The organism is Loktanella sp. 3ANDIMAR09 (assembly GCF_001420005.1).
Taxonomy (GTDB): Bacteria; Pseudomonadota; Alphaproteobacteria; order Rhodobacterales; family Rhodobacteraceae; genus Loktanella.
The window spans coordinates 52,181-73,382 of record NZ_LJAK01000016.1; the positions used below are offsets into that span (position 1 = coordinate 52,181).

Genomic DNA, 21,202 nt, shown 5'->3' on the forward strand with positions numbered 1-21,202 from the left:
CATGCGGGTGCTGGCGCTTTCGACGACGGACTGGCGCGGGGGGGCTGCGCGGGTCGCCCATTACCTGACGCAAGGGCTGCGGGATCGCGGCCTCCACGCCGACCTTCTGGTGGCGGACAAGACGTCGGATGCGGATTTCGTCCAGACCATCGACGCCCCACCCGCGCCGCGCCGCGGGGTGCGGCGCCGCGTGGTGCAGCGGCTGGGTTACGGCGCGCTGAACCTGTTGTCGCCCAACGGTCCGGTGGCCTTTGATCCTGCGCGACTGGCGGATTACGACGTGGTGCACCTGCACGACGTGCCGCCCGTCAGCCTGCTGGATCTGGTCCGCCGACTGGACAAACCCATCGTCTGGACCGTGCATTCCATGGCACCGCTGACGGGCAACTGTGTCTATCCCTACGGCTGCGACCGCTGGATGCGGCGCTGCGGGTCCTGCCCCCAGTTCGGCCAGTGGCCCCTGATCTATCAGGCCCGCGACGCCAGTGCCGAGATCCTGACCGCCCGCCGTCTGGCCTACGGGCGGATGCGATTTCAGGCCGTGGGGGTCAGCCAGTGGATCACCGACCGGATCGCGGACAGCGTCATGGGCGGCCAGCCCCGCCATACGGTGCAGAACCCCAGCTGGCGGCCTGACTATTATCCGACAGACCGCGCGGCGGCGCGCGCCGCACTGGGCATCCCCGACGGCGCCTTTGCCGTCATGGTATCGGTGTCGGGCAATGCGCTGGACCTGCGCAAGGGGCTGGACATCACCGCCGCCGCCGCGCGGGACATGCACCTGACGGGACCCGATGCCGACCGCCTGTTCCTGCTGCCTACGGGGATCGTGCCGCCCGACGGTGACATGGCCGCCCTGCTGCGCGACATCCCCGGCCTGCCCCCGCGCATGATCGAGGACACCGCCACCCTGCGCCGCTACTACACCGCCGCCGACGTGGTCTGGCATCCGTCGCGCGCGGATACCAGTTCGATGGTCAGCCTCGAGGCATTCGGCTGTGGCACACCGGTGATCGCGGCCGCCGTGGGCGGTGTGCCCGAGATCGTGCGCGACGGTGTGTCGGGCCTGCTGATCCCGCCCGATGATCCCGCAGCCCTTGTCGCAGCCACCCGCCGCCTGATCCGCGATCCCGCGCTGATGGACCGCTTGCGGGCGGGCGCATTGGCCACAGCCCGTGACCACAATCCGGACCGGTTCATTGACGCCTACCTTGCCATCTATCAAAAGACAGTCGCGTCCCCGCCCCTGTCAAAGGATATCCCGTGATCGGCAGACTCTTTTACAAGGCGCGCCATCTGGCCCGCCAGTCGCCCCGGCTGATCCACGCCCGCGATATCATCCGGCCCCGCATCCTGAAGACTGCGCCGGTGACAGGCACCACCGATACTGACGCCGAACTGCATGTGCTGACCTCGACCGGGGATTGGCTGAACCTGATCTGGTCGCTCAAGAGTTTCTATGCGCAGACCGGCCGGTCCTATGCGCTGGCGATCCATGGCGACCCCGACCTGTCTGCCGAGGCGATCACCGCCCTGCGTCATCATTTCCCCGATGCCCGCGTGATCGAACAATCGGACGCCCGCGATGCGGTGCTCGACAGCCTGTCGGGCCATCCGCGCTGCCGCCGCCTGCGCGAAACCAACACCCTGTCGATCAAGAGTTTCGATTTCGCGCATTTCCTGAACAGCGACCGGATGATCCTGTTCGACAGCGACCTGTTGTTCTTTGACCGGCCCACCGCCTTTCTGGACCGGCTGGACGATCGCAGCCGCCGGGTGAACGCCTATAACGCCGATGTGGATACCGCCTATGCGGTGGATATCGACACGATCCGCGCCCATGGCTTTGACATCGTCCCGCAGATCAATTCGGGCTTCGGGCTGGTGCACCGCGACAGCCTGAACCTTGACTGGATGGAGGAATTCCTGGGAATTCCCGGCATGATGGAGGGGCATTTCTGGCGCATCGAACAGACCCTGTTCGCCCTGTCAGGGTCGCGTTTCGGGGCCGAACTGCTGCCCGAGGATTACCGCGTGTTCCTGCAAGGGGACGTGGGCGACAAACCCTATCGCCATTATGTCGGTGCGGTCCGCAACCAGATGTATACCGAAGGCATGCGGCGTCTGCAGGGGGCACTGCTGGCGACATGACCGGCGGGGGTGACATGCAGGTGCGTGCGGCCCCCGACTGGCGGCAGGGCAATCCCTATCAGCAGCTTCTGGCGCAGGCCCTGTCGCCCTTGGGTGTCGATGTGACCTTTCCCCGTGGCTACCGGCGCGGGTTGCCGCTCTGGCGCGACCTGCGCACCGCCCCCCGCCCCGAGATCCTGCATCTGCACTGGCCAGAGGCCTATCTGCGCCGCACCGCCCCGCTGCTGCGCGCAGCCTATGTCCTGCGCACGCTGACCGATCTGGCCCTGGTCAAACGTGGCGGCACGCGACTGGTGTGGACCGCGCATAACCTGACCGCCCATGACACCGCGACGCCGCGGCTGGATCTGGTCTTTGCCCGGCGGCTGGCCCGGTTGGCCGACCGGATCATCACCCATGGCGACGGCGCGCGCGATGCGGTCGTGGACCGGCTGGGCGCGGATCCCGCCCGGATCACGGTGATCCCGCATGGCACGTTTCGCGATGTCTATGGCCCCGCACCCGACAGGGCCACCGCCCGCGCGGCACTGGGACTGGACCCCGATGCGCCGCTGGCGCTGTTTTTCGGCATGATCAGACCCTACAAAGGCGTTTTGCCCCTGCTCGACGCATGGGACGCGCTGGGGATGCAGCGCGGAACCGCCCGGCTGATGATCGCGGGCGAGGCCCCTGATCCCGCCCATGCCAGCGCCACCCGCGCCCGCGCGCAGCACCTGCCGCAGGTCCGGCTGGACATGGGCAAGGTGCCGGACGACCGGGTGCCGCTGCTCTTGGCCGCTGCCGATGTGCTGGTGCTGCCCTTTGCCGCCAGCCTGACCTCGGGCACGGTGACGCTGGCGCAGGATTACGGCGTGCCGGTGGTCGTGCCCCGCACCCCCGGCACGGCAGAGGCCCGCAACGCGGTCATTGCAGATGACACCACGCCCGGCCCGCTGGGGCAGGCCATATTGCAGGCGCTGGCCCTGCCGCGCGGCCCCCGCACCCCGGATCCCGCCACCGGCTGGGACCGTGTCGCGGCACAGCATCGCGCGGTCTTTGAACAGGTGCTGGAGGCCGGGACATGAGCGCCGTGCAGACCGTGGTGCACAAGGCGGCCCGCGCCAACATGCGGCTGGGCCTCTATACCCCGCGCATCCGGGAATTCTGTTTCGTGCTGGGCGCGATGAAGAGCGGGACCACCACGCTCTATCGGTATCTGGTGCAGCATCCGCAGATCGCGCCGAACCAGTTCCAGAAAGAACCGGAGTTCTTTTCGACCGCCACCGCCCCGCAGGACCTGCGCCCCTATCTGCGGCAATGGCTGCCACGGCCCTACGGGCGGCAGATCGCGCTCGAGGCCTCGACCGGCTATACCAAGCGGCCTGCCTTTCCCGATGTGGCCGCACGGCTGGCCGCCCTGCCGGGCCGCAAGCATCTGATCTATATCATGCGCAACCCCATCGACCGGATCGAGAGCCACCTTGCGCATAATTTCGCGGCCCGCGAACAGGTCATGCCCGCACCGGGGGACTGGCCGGCGCTGGATCACGCGCTGGCGGTGTCGTCCTACGCGATGCAGCTCGATGCCTACCGCGCGGCTCTGCCGGACTGCCCGGTCAAGCTCTTGTCCTTCGACCAGCTCCGGCGTGATCCGGCGGGCATGCTGGCCGCGGTCTGCGCCCATCTGGACCTCGACCCCGGCTTTGCCTTTGCACCGCTGGCCCCGCAGAACACTCGGGCCACCCGGGCCGATGTGCAGGCCTTTCGGCTGACGCAGGCGCAGCGGGACGATATTGCGACCCGGTTGCGCCCCGATATGATACGTCTGCGCGACGATTACGGGTGCGATATTGCCCAATGGGGGTTTTCATGACGATGCAGGATCAGACCGCAGCGCCAACCCGCATCCGCCTGCTGGCCAAAGCGCTGCGCCGCGCGCTCTGGCCCCAGATCACGCTGCGCCGCTTTGACGTGCTGGTCTGCTCGCCCGGCGGGGTGGGCACCACGTTCGTGATGAAACACTTGCAGCAGTTCGTCAAAACCAACACCGCCCACGATCAGGACGGGCTGAAACATCCCGCCCGTCCGCCGCTGTTCCTGCGCGGGCGGCCGCGCATTCTGTTCATCCACGGCGATCCCGACGTCGCCTTGCGCAGCATCATCCGGCGCGGGTTCTTTCCCTATCAGGCGGCCAAGCTGGGGCTGCCCGCCTGCGTGGCGCTGGGGGAAACACCGCTGGGCCAGCGGCTCTATCTGCGGGGTCAGGCGCGGCAGCTGGCCCGTTTCAGACGCTACCGGGGTGACGTGCTTTGTGTCAGCTTTGATGAGATTTGGGACCGGCTGGATGACATCGCCCGCTTTGCCGGTGTGGACCCCGCCACATTCGCACGCGATTTCCCGCCCCGGCGCGCCCGCGCCAGCCAGCCGGAGGGTGCCGCGTGACGCCCCGCGCCTCTGTCCTGATCCCGGCCCATAATGCGGGCCCCTGGGTTGCCGCCGCGATCGACAGCGCGCTGGCACAAGGACCGGATATCGAGGTCATCGTGATCGACGACGGGTCCACCGACGATACGCTGGCGCAGATCCGCGCCTTTGACGGGCGCATCCGCTGGGAGACCGGACCGAACCGTGGTGCCCCTGCCACCCGCAATCGCGCGCTGGCGCTGGCACAGGCCCCTTGGGTGCAGTTTCTGGACGCCGACGACTGCCTTGAGACAGGCAAGATCGCGGCCCAGCTGGACGCGGTGGATGATGACACGGACGTACTTTACGGGGCCGAAACCGTCGAATGGCATGGCCATGGTGCCGTGCACCGCACATGGACGCCGACCCCCACACCGCATGATCCGCCCGCCTTGCTGGCAGGCTGGCATCTGCCGCAGACCGGTGCACCGCTGTGGCGCAAGGCTGCCCTGGACGCGGTGGGCGGGTTCCGGGTGGACCAGCCCTGCTGCCAGGAACATGAACTCTATCTGCGGCTGCTGATGGCGGGCAAACGGTTCGTTCACCATCCCGCGGCGCGCGGTGCGATCTATCGCCGGTTCGACAGCGGGACCCTGTCGACGCGAAACCCGGCCCGCGTGCGGACCCAGCGTGCGCTGATCCTCAACCGGCTGGAGGCTTGGCTGGACCAGACCGGCGGTCTGACGGCGCACCGCCAGCAGGCCATCGATCAGGCGCGGTTCGACATGGCCCGCGCCGCATGGCCCCACGACCGGACCGAGGCGCGCGCGCATCACGCCGCCATCGCAGGGCGCGGGTTCCGGCCCGCCGGGGCTGCGGCACCCGCAGCCTACCGGTTGTGCTATGCGCTGACCGGCTTTGCCACCGCCGAACGGGTCGCCGCATGGCGCAGGAGGCTGTCATGATACAGACCGGACCCGACCGGCCGCTGGACGTGTTCCTGCATATCCCCAAGACGGCAGGCACGTCGTTCAACACGTTGCTGTCGCGCGCCTATGGCCACAGCGACACCCTGCATGTGCCGTTCGACCACCTGGATGACGGGACCCGTGCGCTGACGGCCCTGCCCCCCGACCGCCAACAGGCGCTGACGCTGCTGCGCGGTCATATCACCCACGGCATTCATGGGGGCATCCCCCGCCCCGTGCGCTATTTCACGGTCCTGCGCGACCCTGCATCCCGGATCGTGTCATTCCTGAACCACATGGCCGCCGAAGCCGCCCATGACCCGACATCCGACGCGCCATGGCTGACCAGCCTGCGCGATTGGTCCGATATGGAAACCTACATTCGGCAACGCCCGCGCCAGGTCGACAACTACATGGTGCGCGCGCTGTCAGGACATGATTTCGCGCCCGGCGCCTGCGATGAAGCCGCGTTGGAGGCCGCCATCGCGACCCTGCACGCCATGCCCGCCTTTGGGGTATACGCGGATATCAACGCCAGCGTGCTGGCGCTGGCCGAGGCCTTTGACTGGGGGGTGTTACCCGTGCTGTCGCGGTCGAAATCCGGCAATCCCCGCCGGATCACCCTGACCGACCGGGACCGCGCAGTCCTGCAGGACCTGAACCGCTATGACCAACAGCTCTATGATGTCGCCTGCGCGTTGTTTCGCGACAGGCTGGCCGCCCGTCCTGCCCTGCGCCGCCGTGCGGATCTGTATCGGCGTCTGACCCCTGCGGTCACCTGGACCGAAACCGCCCTGCGGTCCCTGCGTCACCGATCCTCCAACCAAAGAGCGCGCCGCCCATGACACCGACGCCTGACAGTCCCCAGACCGCCTATTACGATCGCACTGCGGCGCATTACGACGCGATGCAGATCATCGACGGCGACGAACATACCATCGCACTGCGCTATCTGGACGGTATCTTGCACAATACCCCCGTCACCAGCCTGCTGGACGTGGGCTGCGGCACGGGCCGGGCCCTGGTGCATCTGCGCGACCGCCATCCCGACATGACCCTGCGGGGCATCGAACCTGTGGCCGCGATGATCGCCGTCTGCCGTGACAAGGGGCTGGGGGACGACCAGGTGCAGCAGGGCGACGCCTGCGCGCTGCCCTTTGCCGACGACAGTTTCGACTATGTCTGCGCCTTTGGCGTGCTGCACCATATCGCGACCCCCGACATAGCCCTGCGCGAGATTTGCCGCGTCGCACGCAAGGGGGTCTTTGTCTCGGACCACAACGCCTATGGCTGGGGCGGCACCCGGTCGCGGCGCATCAAGAACACGCTGCGCCGCCTGCGGCTGTGGCCGCTGTTCTGCCGGCTGCACACCCGTGGCAAGGGCTATTACGACACCGATTACGACGGGATTTTCTATCCGTTTTCGCTGCTGGATCATGTGGCGCTGGTGCAGGACAGCTTTCCCCGGGCGAATTTTCTGACCACCAAGGCCTACGGGCCGGACCTCTATCGCGACACCTCGCATCTGGCGCTGCATGCCACAACGGACCGGGTCGATTTCCTTGACTGATCGCGCGGACATCGGTTTTTCGGTGGTGATCCCCAGCTATAACCGGCGGGACTATCTGATGGCCTGTCTCGACAGCGTCGCGGCCCAGACCCATCCGCCCGCGCAGGTGATCGTGGTCGATGACGGGTCCACCGACGGCACGCTGGCGGCCCTGGCGGACAGACCCGGCGTGCAGGTGCTGACACAGGCCAACGCAGGCCCCGGTGCAGCCCGCAACGCAGGGGCCGCCCAGGCGACGGGCACCTATCTGGCGTTTCTCGACAGTGATGACCTGTGGGTGCCCGATAGCCTGCGGACCTTTGCCAGCCTCATCTTGGCCCACGACCACCCGGCCCTGTTGTTCGCGCGCTTTGCCGATTTCACGGGCACACCGCCGCCGCACCAGGGTGCCCCCGCCGCAGGGGTCGCCTACACCGATTTTCTGGCCAGCGCCGGGGCCGGTCATTTTGCGGGGGCGGGCATGATGGTGATCCGGCGCGACGCCTTTGACGCGGCAGGCGGTTTCACCACCGCCCATATCAACGCCGAGGATCACGATCTGGCCCTGCGTCTGGGCACGGCGCGGGGGTTCGTGCAGGTCACAGCCCCGGTGACCCTGCTGCACCGCCTGCACGACAGCAATGAAATGGGCGATGCCGCGCGCAATACCGCCGGGATCGCGCGGCTGGTCGCCCAAGAGGCCGCGGGCCGCTATCCCGGTGGCACCGCCCGGCGCGGGCAGCGCCGCCGGATCCTGCTGGGGCATGTCCGCGCTGCGGTGCTGGCCGGGGTCAGACAGGGCGATACCGCAGCCCTGCGGCTTTATCTGCGGACGCTGCCCTGGGCGCTGGTGGCGGGGCGTTGGCGTTATCTGCTGGCGGTGCCTGCACTGACGCTTGGGCGGGCCATGCGGCGCATGACAGGACGGGTGACACCATGACCGACACCACGATCAACCGTCTGCTGACCTGGCCTGTGGGGCTGGCCTCGCGGCTGCGAGTCTGGATCTGGCGCAGGCTGGGCATGCAGATCGAAGGCCACTGCCGGCTGCACCGCATCCGCGTGCCGCGCAACCCCTGGGACATCGCGCTGGCGGAGGGTGTCGCCCTGGACGACGGTGTCGTGCTTCTGACCAGTGGCGCGCGCGCGTCCAGCCCCCGCCTGACGATCGGCGCGCGCTGCTATGTGAATCGCCAGACGATGTTCGATGCCTCCGAACGGATCAGCCTGGGCGCAGACTGCATGATCGGGCCCTTTGTCTATATCACCGACCACGACCACGGCACCGCCCCCGGCATCCGCCTGGCCGACCAGCCGCTGACAGGTGCACCCGTCACCATCGGGCGGAACGTCTGGATCGGGGCCGGTGCCATCATCCTCAAGGGTGTGACGATCGGCGATGATGCCGTGATTGCCGCAGGCTGCGTCGTCACCCGCGACGTGCCCCCCGGCGCACGTATCGCAGGCGTGCCGGGACGGCCGCTGACACCCGCCGCCAAAGGAGCCTCGTGATGAACGCAGATAAACCCCGGTCCCCTGCGGCCTCTGTCGTGATCACCACCCACGACCGCGATGACGAACTGGCCACCTGCCTGACCTCGCTGCAACGCCAGACGATCCCGCTGGAGATCATCGTCATGGACGACAAGGGATCGGCGGCCACCCGCGATCTGGTGACCCGGATCGCGCCCACCGCGCGCTACCTGCACGCAGGCACCGGACAGGGCCCCGCGTTCCAGCGCAACGCGGGCGTCGCGGCCGCCAGCTGCGAGATCGTCTTTTCCTTTGATGACGACGTGGAACTGGTCGATCCCACGACCTGCGAGAGGACACTGCCCGATTTCGCCGACCCGCAGGTCGCCGCCATCGGCATCCCCTTTGTCAACGTGCGCATCTCGCAAGAGGTGCATCATGTCACCGCCCATCCCCGCCAGCAGTTGCACGCCTTTGTCGGGGCCGCCCATGCGGTCCGGCGTTCGGCCTTTCAGCAGGTGGGCGGGTTTCGCCCGCATTATTTCTACATGGGCGAAGAGGGCGATCTTGCGATCCGCCTGCTGGATCACGGCCATGAGGTCCGGGCCGGGACCGCACCGCCGATGCATCATTTTGAATCGCCACGCCGGTCGTCGCGTCGTGCCGCGATCTGCGGGCGCAAGAACGATGTGCTGTTCGTCATGCACAACGTGCCGATGCCGCAGGCCATCGTCCATCTGGCCGGCACCATCGTGAACGGGCTGCGGTTCGGGCTGCGCCACGGTCACGCGGGCTGGCATCTGCGCGGTCTGGCACAGGGCCTGGCAGAGGCCTGGCAGCACCGCCGCGACCGTCGCCCCGTCTCGGCAGCCTGCTACCGGGACTACCGCGCGCTCAAGCGCGACTCTGCCGGGGCAGCACTGGCCTGGACGGCCGGGCCGCAGTCATGACCAGCCCCGCCCCCTGGGTCGTCTGCCAGATCGGCGCGCGCGAGGATTTCGCGGTGGCGCGGGCGCTGGCGCGGCAGGGGCTGCTGTCGGAACTGCTGACCGATATCTGGGCCGGCGGGCATCCCCTGCGGGGCATGCTGCCCGCGCGTCTGGCCGGGCGCGATCATCCCGCATTGGCGGATCACCGGGTCTGGGCCCCCACCACCCGCGCCCTGCTGCGCGAGGCGGGCGACCGGATCACGGGACGCGGCGGCTGGGACGCCATCCTGCATCGCAACGCCTGGTTTGCGCGACGCGCGGCCGCGCATCTGGCCCACAGGCCCGCCGGTCAGGACCTGACCGTCTTTGCCTACAGCTATGCCGCGGGGGATATTTTCGCACTGGCCCGCGCCCGTGGCTGGCGGACCGTGCTGGGCCAGATCGACCCCGGCCCGTGCGAGGCACGCATGGTGGCCGACATCTATGGCGCCGCTGGCGACCCGCTGGACCCCATCCCCGCCGCCTATTGGGATCATTGGCAGCGCGAGGTGGACCTGGCCGATACCATCCTCGTGAATTCCGACTGGTCGCGGCAGGGCTTGATCGCCGAGGGCGTGCCCGCGGATCGCATCACCGTTGTCCCGCTGGCCTTTGAGGGGGTCGCGACCCCACCCGCCCGCGCACCCCTGCCCGCGCGGTTCACGGCGGATCGCCCGCTGCGCCTGCTGTTCCTGGGGCAGGTCACCCGGCGCAAGGGGATCGACATCGCGCTGGACGCCATGGCCGCGCTGCCGGATGCGCCCTTGCGGCTGGACGTGGTGGGGCCCGTGCAGATCACCATCCCCGACGCAGCCCGCGCCGACCCCCGGATCGTGTTCCACGGATCACGCCCGCGCCACGAAACCCCCGCCGCCTATGCAGGTGCTGATCTGTTCGTCTTTCCCACCCGGTCGGACGGCTTTGGCCTGACCCAGCTCGAGGCGCTGGCGCAAGGCTTGCCGGTCATCGCCTCGGACCGCTGCGGCACGGTCGTGCGCTGTGGCACCGACGGCGTGATCCTGCCCGACCTGACACCGGCCGCACTGGCGGATACGTTGTCAGCGCTCAGCGCCGACCCGGCCCGCATCGGGCGCATGATGCAGGCCGCCCGCCTCGACACGCGCTTTGATCTTGATACATTGGGCCGATCGCTGGCCGCACTGACGCCGGGCGCAGTTACGACGGGACATCCTGGATGAGCACGCAGACCATGCAACCTTTTGCGCAGGGCGATGTCAGCCACGCACAGGATATGGTCCCGCCGCAGGACCTGAACGCACTGATGCTGATGTCGACGCTGATCCTGCTGGCAGCCCTCGGCATCGGCTACATGCTGGCCATGTCGGCCACCACGCCAAACGACATCTTTGCCCAGCCATCGGCGGTGCTGGCGGTGGGTCTTGCGCTGGCGCTCTGGGTCGAGGGCAGCGTCGGCATGCGCAACCTGGTCCGGGTCGACCTGTTCATGCTGATGGTGCTCTACCTGCTGACCTTCTTTGAATTCCTGCTGCCGCAGGACCCGGTGCGCAACGTGGTGACCACCGGGTCGGCCCAGCTGACGGTGGAAATCGTGATCCTGGGGTTCGCCGGGATCGTGATCGGCCGCCACCTGGCCCCCGTGCGCCGTGCCATGCCGCGCCAGGTGACGCTTTATAATGCGCCCGGTGCCACGATCCTGCTGCTGCTGGCCTGCGCCGTGCTGGGCTATTTCTACATGCTGCTGACGGTGAATTTCAGCCTGTCGGAACTGCTGTTCCAGATGTCGCGGGAACGGTTTTCCCAACCCTGGAGCCGCGGACAGCTTGGATCGCTGGGTGCGCTGCTGGGCGAGCTGGCCCTGCTCAAGTTCCTGATCCCGCCGCTTGCGGCGGCGGTTCTTGCGCAATGGCGCAGATACCGGCTGTGGCAGTTGGTGCTGACCGGGCTGATCCTGTATCTGGTCCTGTTCGAGAGCTTTGCCGGCGGCACGCGCAACGTGTTTCTCAGCCACATGATGACGTTCCTGGCAGCCTATGCTTTGCTCAGCCCGAAACTGACCTTTGCCAAGGCTGCGGCGGTTTTCGGGCCTGCGCTGATCATCGGCTATTTCGCGATCTACTACCTGCCGGAAATCCGGACCGTGGGCCTGCGCAACTTCGAACTGGCCGAGGCAAGCTCTGACAGTTTCTTTGTCGACATGAACCTGGTGAACATCGCCCAGCTGACGGATATCTTTCCCGCACAATACCCGTTTCTGGGGGTCGAAATTCCCTATACCGCCGCGACACGCCCGATTCCGCGTGCCTTGTGGCCAGGCAAGCCCGAGGGCCTGTCACTGGGCATCGAGGAGGCCATCGGCGTGACGGGCATGACCCTGTCGGCCACATTCGTCGGAGAACTCTGGATGGCGGGCGGGACACTTGCCGTCGGCCTTGCGGCCCTGATCTTTGGCGCGGTGGCGGCATGGTGGAACCGCAAGGCACTTCGGGCGCGCTCGAACATGGACATGATCCTCTATGCCACCGGGTTCTTTCCGGCGGGTCTGTGCATGCGCAGCTTTCTGTCGGTGGCCCCGGCCCTGCTGCCGCTGATCGCCTTTGTCATCTACCGCAACATCCGGTTTTCCCTGCGATGAACGGTCCGGTCCCACAGGTCACCGCGCCGCGCCGACCTTTGCCGTATGTCCGAAAACTGGCAGGCACCGTCCTGTGGGCCTCTCTGCGCCCCCGCAGTTTCAGCGCCGGCTGACAGGCTGCGTTTCCTCCTGACACAAGGTCTTTCGTGAAACTCCTCTTTCTCACCGTGATCCCGTCCCCCTACCAGCGGCAGCTGTTCACGGCCCTGGCCGCGCGGGGTGACGTGGACGTGCAGGTGTTCTATTTCACCGCAGGCGCCCATGACCGGTCCTGGGCGATCCCCGATCTGCACCCCTTCGAGACGATCCTGCCCGGCCGCACGCTGACCCGGCTGGGGCCATCGGCCCATTGGAACCCCGGCATCATGGGTCGGATCGCGCAGGCCGACCCCGATCTGGTGATCGTCAGCGATTATTCCGCCGTGACCGCACAGGTGGCGATGCGCGGCATGGCCCGCCGGGGGCTGCCATTCGTGTTCTGGGGCGAGGTGCCGGGGTTTTCCACGCGCGGACAGCTGGGCACATTCCTGCGCCGCCAGCTTCAGGCACCGCTGCGCCATGCGCGCGCCATCGCCGCCATGGGCAGTGTCGCCGTGCCGGCCTATCGCGCGCTGTGTCCCGGCCTGCCGGTGGCGAACATTCCCTATTTCTGCGATCTGGCCCCGTTTCGCGCGGCCCGCGATGCCGCGACAACCGACCCCGACACCATTGACGTGCTGTTCAGCGGCCAGATGATCCCGCGCAAGGGGTTCGACGTGTTGCTGACAGCCTTTGACCGTGTTGCGCGGTCCCACCCACAGCTGCGGATCGTGGCCCTTGGCGGCGGCCCCGCGCAGGATGAATATGCCGCCGCCGTGCCCGCGGACCTGCGCGACCGCGTGGTGTTTCTGGGGCACCGTGATCCCGCCGATCTGCCGCAGGTCTTTGCCGCCGCCGACCTGTTCTGCCTGCCCAGCCGTCACGACGGCTGGGGTGTCGTGGTGAACGAGGCGCTTGGCGCAGGCCTGCCGGTGCTGGTCAGCGATGCGGTGGGCGCAGGCCCCGATCTGGTGCAGGACGGTGAAACCGGTTTCATCACGCCCGCAGGCGATGCCGACGCATTGGCACAGGTGCTGGACCGGCTGGCGGGCGATGCGGCCCTGCGCGCGCGCATGACCGAAGCGGTGTGTGCCGCCGCCGCCCGCTGGGACGTGGACGAAGGCGCGCGACGGTGGGCCTCCCTCGCCCATGACCTGCTGGGCCCAAAGGCATGAAGGTTGCGCTGGTCTCCTCTGGCTCGGGATCACGCGGCGGAGGCGAGCTTTATCTGCGGGTGCTGGCGCAGGGGCTGATCGCCCTGGGTCATGAGGTGCTGGTGCTGATCCCCGATCATCCCCGCATGGATGAATTTGCCGCTGGCATGGGTGCGATCCCGACACGGCGCTTTGCCTTTTGCACCACCTATGACCGCCCGACCCGCGCGCTGGGGGCCTGGGCCGACCTGCGCCAGCGCAGGCGCCTGACAGGGCTGTTTGCGACGCTCGACGTCGATGTGCTGCATATCAACCAGCAGGTGGCAGAGGATGCGCTTGATCTGGTGCTGGCCGCCGCCGCCAGCGGCAAACCCTGGCTGTCGACGATCCACGTGGGCCATGCCGCCCGCGATCTGGGCGCACGGCTGGGCGGCCTGCGCGACCGGGTCACCGCCCATGTGCTGGGCCGGTTGCGCGGGCATCATATCGCCGTCAGCACGGCCACATGCCAGCAACTGACGGCACGGCTGGGACCGGTCACGCTGCACCCGGTGCCGAACGGCGTGGCGGTGCCGGACCCGGACGCGCTGACCCGCGCCCGCGCACAGGCCCGCGCCGACTGGGGCGTGGATGACGACACCATCGTTCTGGGCACCGTCGGCCGGATCGCCGCGCAAAAGGCGCCATTGGCGCTGGTCGATCACACCGTCGCCACCGGACAGACCGGGGTGCAGCTGGTCTGGATCGGCGACGGCGACCTCAGGGATGCGCTGACCGCAGGGGCGGCCAAGGCCAGCCTGCCCCTGCAGATCGACGGCTGGCGCGCCGATGCGGCCCTGCGGCTGGCCGGGCTCGACATCTTTGTGCTGCCCTCGCTGTTCGAGGGCCTGCCGCTGGCCCTGCTCGAGGCGATGCACGCAGGCCTGCCCATCGCTGCCAGCCGCGCCGACGGCATCGCCGAGGCGCTGACCCATCCGGTCACCGGCCTGATGTGCGACAGCGACGAGGATTGGCGCGATGCCTTGCAACGCCTGATCACGGATCAGGCCCTGCGCCTGCGCCTTGGTGCGGCGGCCCGCGCGACAGCGCGGGACCGTTTCAGCGCCACCGCCATGGCGCGGGCGACGGCCGATCTCTATGCACAGGTGCGGCGGTGACGCTGCGCGTGCTGCACGTCAGCCCCTATATGGCCGCCGCCGCCGGTGGACCGCCGGTTGTCGTGGACAGGCTGGTCGCGCGCGCTGCTGCCAATAGTGCGGATGCACATATCCTGACGACTGCCGCCTATAGCGACGATAGTGGTGCCGGTCTGCGCCGGACCTATCCTGACCTGACCCTGCTGCCGCACCAGCGCGCCACACTGACCGGGGCCGGTCGCGCCGCCGTCAGGCGCGCCGTCGCGCAGGCCGACATCCTGCATCTGCACACGGTCTGGTCGCCGCTGACCGCCGTGGCCGCTGCCGCCGCCCGGCGCCACCATGTCCCTTACGTGGTGTCACCGCATGGCATGCTCGACCCCTATTCGCTGGCGCAAAAGCGGCTGAAGAAACGCGCCTACCTCGCGCTGGTCGAGGGGCGCGTGCTGCGCGGGGCCGCACGGATGATCTATACCGCACAGGATGAACGCGATCTGGCCGCCCCCGTCGTGGGCCACGACCGCGCCGATATCGTGGCCCTGGGGGCGGATGCGCCACCGGGGGATAGGGGCGATCTGCGCGCGGCCTTTTTCGCGCGGCACCCCGATCTGGCCGGGCGGTCACTCGCCCTGTTTCTGGGCCGGTTGGACGATAAAAAACGACCCGAAACCGCATTGCAGGCTCTGAATCTGGTCCGCGCCGATCACCCGGACGCCGGGTTGCTGATGGTCGGCACGGGCCCTGCAGAACAGGCGCTGCGCGACCTGACCCGGCAGCTGGGGTTACAGGACGCGGTGCGGTTCACCGGGTTTCTGTCAGGCCAAGACAAATGGCAGGCGATGGCGGCCTGTGATCTGTTCGTGCTGCCCTCGCGGCAGGAAAATTTCGCCATCGCACTGGCCGAGGCGCTGCACGCGGGCCTGCCCGCGCTGCTGACCCGCCGGATCAACATCTGGCGCAAGATCACGGATGCGGGCGCAGGCGTCGTGATCGACGACACCGACGAGGCCGCCATTCCCACCCATCTGGCCGCTGGCTGGCGACACTGGCTGGCCGATCCCGCGGCCCGCGCCCGTGCTGCGTCAGCGGCAGGCACGCTTGCGCGCGCGGCCTTTGACTGGGACGACAGTGCGGCGCGGACCCATGCCGTCTACCGCGCGGTGCTGGCGGGCTGAGGCGTTCAATCCGGCAGCACGGCCGTGTGGTCGGGCACGACACTGCCCGGCGGGATGCGTGCAAAGGCCGTGACCCAGACCCCTGCCCCGATGTCCACCGGCTTGCAAAAGAAGGCAAAGGCAGGATCGGTCCAGTCGTGGTTGCCCGTGAACACATAGGCCCCCTGGCTGATGCAGCTGTCGGACCCGATCCGCACGGTGGTGTGGTTGTCGATCCAGACCCGTTCACCGATCCAGACGTTATCCCCGACCTCCAGCCACCAGGGTGACTTGATGTCGATCCGGGGTTTCAGCACGACCCCCCGCCCGATCCGCGCGCCAAAAGCCCGCAAGAGCGCCGCCTTGGCCCCCGATGGCAGCAGACCCAGCACGGCACCGCGCATGACAAGCGCATTGACCAGATACCACAGCGCCAGCGTGATCCGCCCCGGCTGGCCGGGAATCTGCGGCCGGACAAAGGACGCAAGGTCCAGCTTTGCGATCGGTCTGGTCTTCATCTGGGGCCTTTCGTCTGACGTGCCGCGGCGATTGTCACGGCATTTGCCCGCCAAGGCCAACCCCTATTTGACCGCGCAACCGTGCAAGGCCCCGTGCAAGGTGTCGCGTCGGTGCAACCGACAGGCACGGCCGGCATGTCGTAGGGTGACGTCGCAAGACCACCATGCCATAAGGGCACGACAATCAACGGGTCGTGATCAGCGCGGCTTTGGGGGACGAATTCAGACATGAACCTGCGCACTCTTCTGCTGGGCACGGCCCTGGCCCTGCCGACACTGGCCCTGACCGGCTGTGGTTCCACCTATGTCAGCAGCACCGTATCCGAGAATTTCGGCGATCTGACGGTGCGCGAGATCAAGATGACGGCAGAGACCATCCGCTTTGCCAACAGCCAGCCCTACAGCCCGCGCAGCCTGCCTGCCGAATTTTTCCAGACGGCGGGTGCAGGGTCCCTGCGCGGGGCCGGTGCGCTGCCCGCAGCCCCCGATTTCCCCGATATCACACCACAGCGGCTGGAACTGCGGCCCCCGCCCCAGACCGAACCCGGCCCCTATACGCTGGGCACCGGTGATGCGGTCAGGCTGACGCTGGCGCAATCGACGGCGCTGGATGCGACGACGACCACCGCACAGGAACTGACGGTCCGCGACGACGGCACGGTTTCGATCCCGCAGGTCGGGTCCATCAATGTGGCAGGCATGACCGTCGAGGACGCCGAAGCGGCCATATTCTCGCGCCTGATCTCGGCGGGGATCGACCCCAATTTCAGCCTCGACGTGGTGCAGTTCAACGCACGGCGCGCAGCCGTCGGCGGGGCTGTCGGATCGCCACGGGTGGTGCCGATCACGCTCAACCCGCCCAGCCTGAACGAGGCCCTGCTGACCGCTGGCGGATTGCAGGTCGACGACCCTGAATTCGCCTCGATCCGCATTTACCGCGACGGCACGCTTTACCAGATTCCGCTGGCGGATTTCCGGGCGCGGACCGATCTGCAAAACCTGACGGTGCTGCCGGGTGATGCGATTTTCGTCGATGTCACCTATGACCTCGCGCGTGCGCAGGCCTATTATCAGGGCCAACTGGGCGTGATCGCGACCCAGCGGGCGAACCGCACGACGGCCCTGTCGGAACTGTCGACCGAAATCGGCCTGCGCCGCGCCGTCCTGGCCGAAGAGCGCGGCCTGTTCCAGACCCGCGAATCCCTGGGTGCAACCGAACGCGACTACGTGTTTCTGGTGGGCGAGGTGTCCCGCCAGACCCGTTTCCCGCTGCCGTTCAACCAGCAGTCCAGCTTGGCGGACGCGCTGTTCGAAAACGGCGGGTTCAACAATATCACAGGCAACCCCGCGCAGATCTACGTGATGCGTGCAGATCCCAATCCTGCGGCACAGGGGGCGGTGACCGCCTGGCATCTGGATGCGCGCAATGCGGCGGCCTTTACGCTGGCCCCGCGGTTCGAATTGCGCCCCGATGACATCATCTTTGTCCAGCAGCAGCCGATCACGCGCTGGAACCGTGCGGTCGCACAGGCGATTCCGTCGCTGCTCAGCCCGCTGAACGCCGCCGACCAGCTGACATCGAACTGACGACACCCCCGCAGGTCGCGGGGGCGCCTGCGGCCCCGCGATCAGTTGTCGTAATATCCGTTCTTGCCGCCGCCATAGGCGCCGTAGCCGTATTTGCTGCCATAGCCGTAGCGGCGCATGCCGCGCGGGTCGATCTGGGTCAGCACCAGGCCCGTGACCCGCAGGTTGGCCTTGGCCAGCTGTGACAGGCCCTCTGCAACCTGGGTCTGGCTCGTCTTGTCCCAGTTCACCGCATAGAGGACTGCATCCGCATAGGGGCCGATCACGCGGGCATCGGGCACGACCAGCACGGGCGGCGTATCGACGATGATATAGTCATACAGCGTGCGCGCCTGCGCCATGAAATCGCGAAACGCCGAAGAGGCAAAGACATCGGCCGCGTTGATCGCCGATTTCTCGCCCATCAGGATGTCGATGCCCAGATCGCCATTGCGCAGCACCGCCTCTTCCAGCGAGGCCTGACGCTTGTTGTCGGCGTTCTGGCTGAACTGCGCGATCACCGACAGGATGCCCGGCCGTTCCGTCGCATCGGGGAAATAGGCGCTGAAGGTCCGGCGCCGGATATCGCCCTCGATCAGCAGCACCCGCTTGTCCAGACCGGCCAGGTTCTGCGCCAGTGCGATGGCGGTCGTCGTCTTGCCCTCGGCGGGCAAAGACGAGGTCATCATGATGACCTGCGGTGGCCGGTCGATATCGGACATCAGCAACGACGTCCGCAGGTTGCGCACCGATTCCGCCGCCGCAGAGGTCGGCTTGTTCGCCAGATACATGATGGTGGGCACGCGCCCCTTGGCCGGGATTCGCGGAATTTGCCCCAGCACCGACAGACGTGTCCGCTTTTCCAGCTCTTCGGCGGTGCGGAAGGTGTTTTGCAGCATCTCGCGGCCCAGAACGATACCCGCCCCGACCAGAACCCCCATGAGGAACCCCATGAAGGTGATCCGGCTCTTGCGCGGTGCGATATAGCTGCCCCACAGCGCCTCTGACAGCACCCGGCTGTCGGCCTGCTGGACACCGATCTGCACGCTGGTCTCGCGCAGGCGGTTCAGGAATGTCTCATACAGGATCCGGGTCGCCTCGGTTTCGCGTTCCAGCTGTTCGATGGTGATCAGATCCGCGGACTGGCTTTCGAATTGCAGCGACAGACGGTCGATCTGCGATTGCAGCTCTGTAGCCTGGCTCTGTGCCCGCAGCGCCTCGGCCTCGGCCTGCTGGCGCAGCTGCACGAAACGGCGGTCGAACCGCTGCTGGCTGGTGGCCTCGCCGGTCTGAACCCGGGCCAACAGGCCACGCAGCTGCGCGTCGTCCAGGGCTGCGACCTGTTCGGCGGGTGTCGCATCCTCGACCGCGATGATGCGGGCCAGGGCATCCTCGGCACGGGTGCGGGCCAGTTCCGCCAGTTGCAGCTGGCTGGTGGCGGCGACCGACTGGCTGTTGAGCTGGGCAATCGCCTCGGGGCTGGCCAGGGCGCTGCGCGCGCGCAGCTCGTTGATCTCGTTCTGGCGCGTCTCCAGTTCGGCCTGCAAGTCGGACACCCGGTCCGACAGCCAGATCGCGGCATCCTCGGTGCCCTGCACCTTGGACTGGATCTGATCCTCGCGGTAGATCTCGGCCAGCGTATTGCTCAGTAATGCGGCCTTGCGCGGGTCCTCGCTGACGGCGGAAATCGAGAACACATAGGTGAAACGCTGGATCGAGGTCGAAATCCGGTTGCGCACCCGGGTGATCACGGCGTTGCGGTTCACGGGCCGGGGCGCTGCGGCGGGTGCGGGTTCAGGGTCCGCACGGAACAGTCCGATCACCCAGCCCGGCACGTCGCGCAGGCCAAAGGGCGGGTCGCCGCGCAATGCAGGGTTGAACTCGGGGTCCTGCGTCAGGTCCAGACGATCCACCAGGCGGCCGATCAATTCGCGCGAGCGGATGATTTCCATTTCGGTGTTGAAACTCGACTGGTCGCGCCCCAGCTGCGGCACACCGCCGGTGACCTCCAGCGCAGGGTCGGTGTCAAAGTTCAGCGCCATCTGCGTCGTGGCACGATAGGTCGGCACCTCGACACGGTAAGCCTTGTTGGCGGCATGCAGGAAACCGATCAACGCGCAGACCCCGATGATCCACTTGCCCCGCCACAGCGTGTTGAGGATGGTCAGGATGCTGAAGGTCGTGCCCGTATCCTGATCTGCGGCTGTCATGGTATTTTGGGGGGCAGGGGACATCAAATTTCTTCTTTCATCCAGAATACTGCGCATTGCGCGATGCGCAGGCCGTGCTGCGCCTTGCATAGACGATGCAACCCGAAGGTTCCATTTTCAAATTTCATCCTGAATATCAAGTTGCGTGGCACTTGCCGATGACAGACTTGATCCGGGCGCAAATTTTGCCCACGGTCCGCCCGACCCGCAAAAACCGACCAGGAGCCGCAGCGCCTTGATGCAATTGTTTTCACGCCTCTTTGCGCGCCAGACACCGCCGCCTGCCCCGATGCCCCCCCTGAACGTGCCCGATCCGGTGGCGATCATCGGCGACATTCACGGCTGCGCGCGCCTGCTCGATACCCTTCTGGACCGGATCGCGACGCTGGCCCCGCAGGCCGCCATCGTCTGCGTGGGCGATTACATCGACCGCGGCGACGAATCCGCCGCCGTCATCGACACTCTGATGGGACGTCCCCAGATCACCTGCCTGGCCGGCAACCACGAGGCGATGCTGCTGGCCTTCCTCGACGATGCCGCAGCCAAGGGCCCGCGCTGGCTGCGCAACGGCGGGTTGCAGACGCTGGCCAGCTACGGTGTGGCCGGTCCCAATGCCGATGGCACCCGCCCGCTGGACCGCGTGCGCGATGACCTGGCGCTGGCGATGGGCGACGCCCGGATCAACTGGCTGCGCGACCGGCCCAAGTGGATGCAGACCGGCAACCTGCTGATCACCCATGCCGGAGCCGATCCCGCCCGCGCGCCACAGGATCAGGACGACCGCGACCTGATGTGGGGCCACCGCGATTTCATGGCCGTGCCACGCAGCGACGGGCTGTGGGTGGCCTACGGTCATGTGATCCAGGACGCCCCCAGTGCCACCGACGGACGCATCGCGCTGGATACCGGGGCCTATGCCACCGGACGCCTGACAGCCGCCGGCATCCACGGCGACAGCGTGGATTTCATCACGACCTGACGTGCGGTGGCGCTCGTGTCACCTGTTACGCTGTTACGCCTCTGTTACGCCGTTGTAACAGACTCCGAAACACATATAACTCACTTAATTACAGAGACTTAATGAGATTTTGAGAGTAGGAGTTACAGGTATTTATATTATATATATATCTATAAATAGTTAGATAAATATATTGTATATAAGAGGTATATATATACAATATTGGGATGGCGTAACATCGGTTACAAATCAAGATTTGTTTTATTTATCAGTTTGTTACACGTTACAAACGCAGTTACAGGGCGTTACAGACCGTTACAAAT

The 21,202-nt window shown here is 67.0% G+C and carries 20 protein-coding genes; 18 read left to right on the top strand and 2 right to left on the bottom strand.

What is annotated here, in order from left to right:
• Window position 1 precedes the first annotated feature (1 nt).
• The 16 genes from AN189_RS16965 to AN189_RS17040 all read left to right on the top strand — a co-directional run bounded on the left by AN189_RS16965 (window position 2) and on the right by AN189_RS17040 (window position 15,648).
• Entirely contained in the window at window positions 2-1,267 is a 1,266-nt protein-coding gene (locus AN189_RS16965) for a glycosyltransferase (protein WP_056038753.1), read from the top strand.
• Entirely contained in the window at window positions 1,264-2,151 is an 888-nt protein-coding gene (locus AN189_RS16970; RefSeq protein WP_056038757.1) for a hypothetical protein, read from the top strand. The genes AN189_RS16965 and AN189_RS16970 overlap by 4 nt, the downstream gene beginning before the upstream one ends.
• On the top strand, window positions 2,148-3,215 hold the full coding sequence (locus AN189_RS16975; RefSeq protein WP_056038761.1) for a glycosyltransferase family 4 protein: 1,068 nt from the start codon (window positions 2,148-2,150) through the stop codon (window positions 3,213-3,215). Before AN189_RS16970 ends, AN189_RS16975 begins: the two co-directional genes overlap by 4 nt.
• The gene (locus AN189_RS16980; protein WP_056038764.1) at window positions 3,212-4,003 is read left to right on the top strand and encodes a sulfotransferase; all 792 of its coding nucleotides are present in this window, start codon (window positions 3,212-3,214) and stop codon (window positions 4,001-4,003) included. Before AN189_RS16975 ends, AN189_RS16980 begins: the two co-directional genes overlap by 4 nt.
• Window positions 4,000-4,572: a hypothetical protein gene (locus tag AN189_RS16985; RefSeq protein WP_056038767.1), complete on the top strand. Its 573-nt coding sequence runs from the start codon at window positions 4,000-4,002 to the stop codon at window positions 4,570-4,572. Before AN189_RS16980 ends, AN189_RS16985 begins: the two co-directional genes overlap by 4 nt.
• A complete protein-coding gene (locus tag AN189_RS16990; protein ID WP_056038768.1) occupies window positions 4,569-5,498 on the top strand; it encodes a glycosyltransferase in 930 nt (309 codons plus the stop codon). The genes AN189_RS16985 and AN189_RS16990 overlap by 4 nt, the downstream gene beginning before the upstream one ends.
• A complete protein-coding gene (locus AN189_RS16995) occupies window positions 5,495-6,346 on the top strand; it encodes a sulfotransferase family 2 domain-containing protein (protein WP_172794941.1) in 852 nt (283 codons plus the stop codon). Before AN189_RS16990 ends, AN189_RS16995 begins: the two co-directional genes overlap by 4 nt.
• Entirely contained in the window at window positions 6,343-7,071 is a 729-nt protein-coding gene (locus AN189_RS17000) for a class I SAM-dependent methyltransferase (RefSeq protein WP_056038773.1), read from the top strand. The genes AN189_RS16995 and AN189_RS17000 overlap by 4 nt, the downstream gene beginning before the upstream one ends.
• Window positions 7,064-7,990: a glycosyltransferase family A protein gene (locus tag AN189_RS17005; RefSeq protein ID WP_056038775.1), complete on the top strand. Its 927-nt coding sequence runs from the start codon at window positions 7,064-7,066 to the stop codon at window positions 7,988-7,990. The genes AN189_RS17000 and AN189_RS17005 overlap by 8 nt, the downstream gene beginning before the upstream one ends.
• The gene (locus AN189_RS19695; RefSeq protein WP_056038778.1) at window positions 7,987-8,562 is read left to right on the top strand and encodes an acyltransferase; all 576 of its coding nucleotides are present in this window, start codon (window positions 7,987-7,989) and stop codon (window positions 8,560-8,562) included. The genes AN189_RS17005 and AN189_RS19695 overlap by 4 nt, the downstream gene beginning before the upstream one ends.
• A complete protein-coding gene (locus AN189_RS17015; RefSeq protein ID WP_056038781.1) occupies window positions 8,562-9,473 on the top strand; it encodes a glycosyltransferase family 2 protein in 912 nt (303 codons plus the stop codon). Before AN189_RS19695 ends, AN189_RS17015 begins: the two co-directional genes overlap by 1 nt.
• The gene (locus AN189_RS19620) at window positions 9,470-10,690 is read left to right on the top strand and encodes a glycosyltransferase family 4 protein (protein ID WP_056038783.1); all 1,221 of its coding nucleotides are present in this window, start codon (window positions 9,470-9,472) and stop codon (window positions 10,688-10,690) included. The genes AN189_RS17015 and AN189_RS19620 overlap by 4 nt, the downstream gene beginning before the upstream one ends.
• Window positions 10,687-12,105 carry a hypothetical protein gene (locus AN189_RS17025; protein ID WP_056038786.1) on the top strand — a complete coding sequence of 473 codons (1,419 nt, stop codon included), beginning with the start codon at window positions 10,687-10,689 and terminating at the stop codon, window positions 12,103-12,105. The genes AN189_RS19620 and AN189_RS17025 overlap by 4 nt, the downstream gene beginning before the upstream one ends.
• A gap of 146 nt (window positions 12,106-12,251) precedes the next feature.
• Window positions 12,252-13,358 carry a glycosyltransferase family 4 protein gene (locus tag AN189_RS17030; RefSeq protein ID WP_056038789.1) on the top strand — a complete coding sequence of 369 codons (1,107 nt, stop codon included), beginning with the start codon at window positions 12,252-12,254 and terminating at the stop codon, window positions 13,356-13,358.
• Window positions 13,355-14,494, top strand: a complete 1,140-nt coding sequence (locus AN189_RS17035; RefSeq protein ID WP_056038792.1) for a glycosyltransferase family 4 protein — start codon at window positions 13,355-13,357, stop codon at window positions 14,492-14,494. Before AN189_RS17030 ends, AN189_RS17035 begins: the two co-directional genes overlap by 4 nt.
• Window positions 14,491-15,648, top strand: coding sequence for a glycosyltransferase (locus tag AN189_RS17040; RefSeq protein ID WP_056038796.1), 1,158 nt, complete (start codon window positions 14,491-14,493; stop codon window positions 15,646-15,648). Before AN189_RS17035 ends, AN189_RS17040 begins: the two co-directional genes overlap by 4 nt.
• 5 nt (window positions 15,649-15,653) lie before the next feature.
• Here the strand turns inward: AN189_RS17040 and AN189_RS17045 are convergent, their stop codons facing one another.
• Window positions 15,654-16,145: a hypothetical protein gene (locus AN189_RS17045; protein ID WP_056038798.1), complete on the bottom strand. Its 492-nt coding sequence runs from the start codon at window positions 16,143-16,145 to the stop codon at window positions 15,654-15,656.
• A 228-nt stretch (window positions 16,146-16,373) separates the two neighbouring features.
• Between AN189_RS17045 and AN189_RS17050 the strand changes: the two genes are divergently transcribed.
• The gene (locus AN189_RS17050) at window positions 16,374-17,732 is read left to right on the top strand and encodes a polysaccharide biosynthesis/export family protein (protein WP_172794942.1); all 1,359 of its coding nucleotides are present in this window, start codon (window positions 16,374-16,376) and stop codon (window positions 17,730-17,732) included.
• 41 nt (window positions 17,733-17,773) lie between these two features.
• On the opposite strand, the gene AN189_RS17055 is transcribed toward AN189_RS17050, so the two are convergent.
• Window positions 17,774-19,921, bottom strand: coding sequence for an AAA family ATPase (locus tag AN189_RS17055; RefSeq protein WP_056038801.1), 2,148 nt, complete (start codon window positions 19,919-19,921; stop codon window positions 17,774-17,776).
• Window positions 19,922-20,210: 289 nt separating this feature from the next.
• Here AN189_RS17055 and AN189_RS17060 point away from each other — a divergent pair, with 289 nt between their 5' ends.
• The gene (locus AN189_RS17060) at window positions 20,211-20,900 is read left to right on the top strand and encodes a metallophosphoesterase (RefSeq protein ID WP_056038828.1); all 690 of its coding nucleotides are present in this window, start codon (window positions 20,211-20,213) and stop codon (window positions 20,898-20,900) included.
• The last annotated feature ends 302 nt before the right edge of the window (window positions 20,901-21,202 follow it).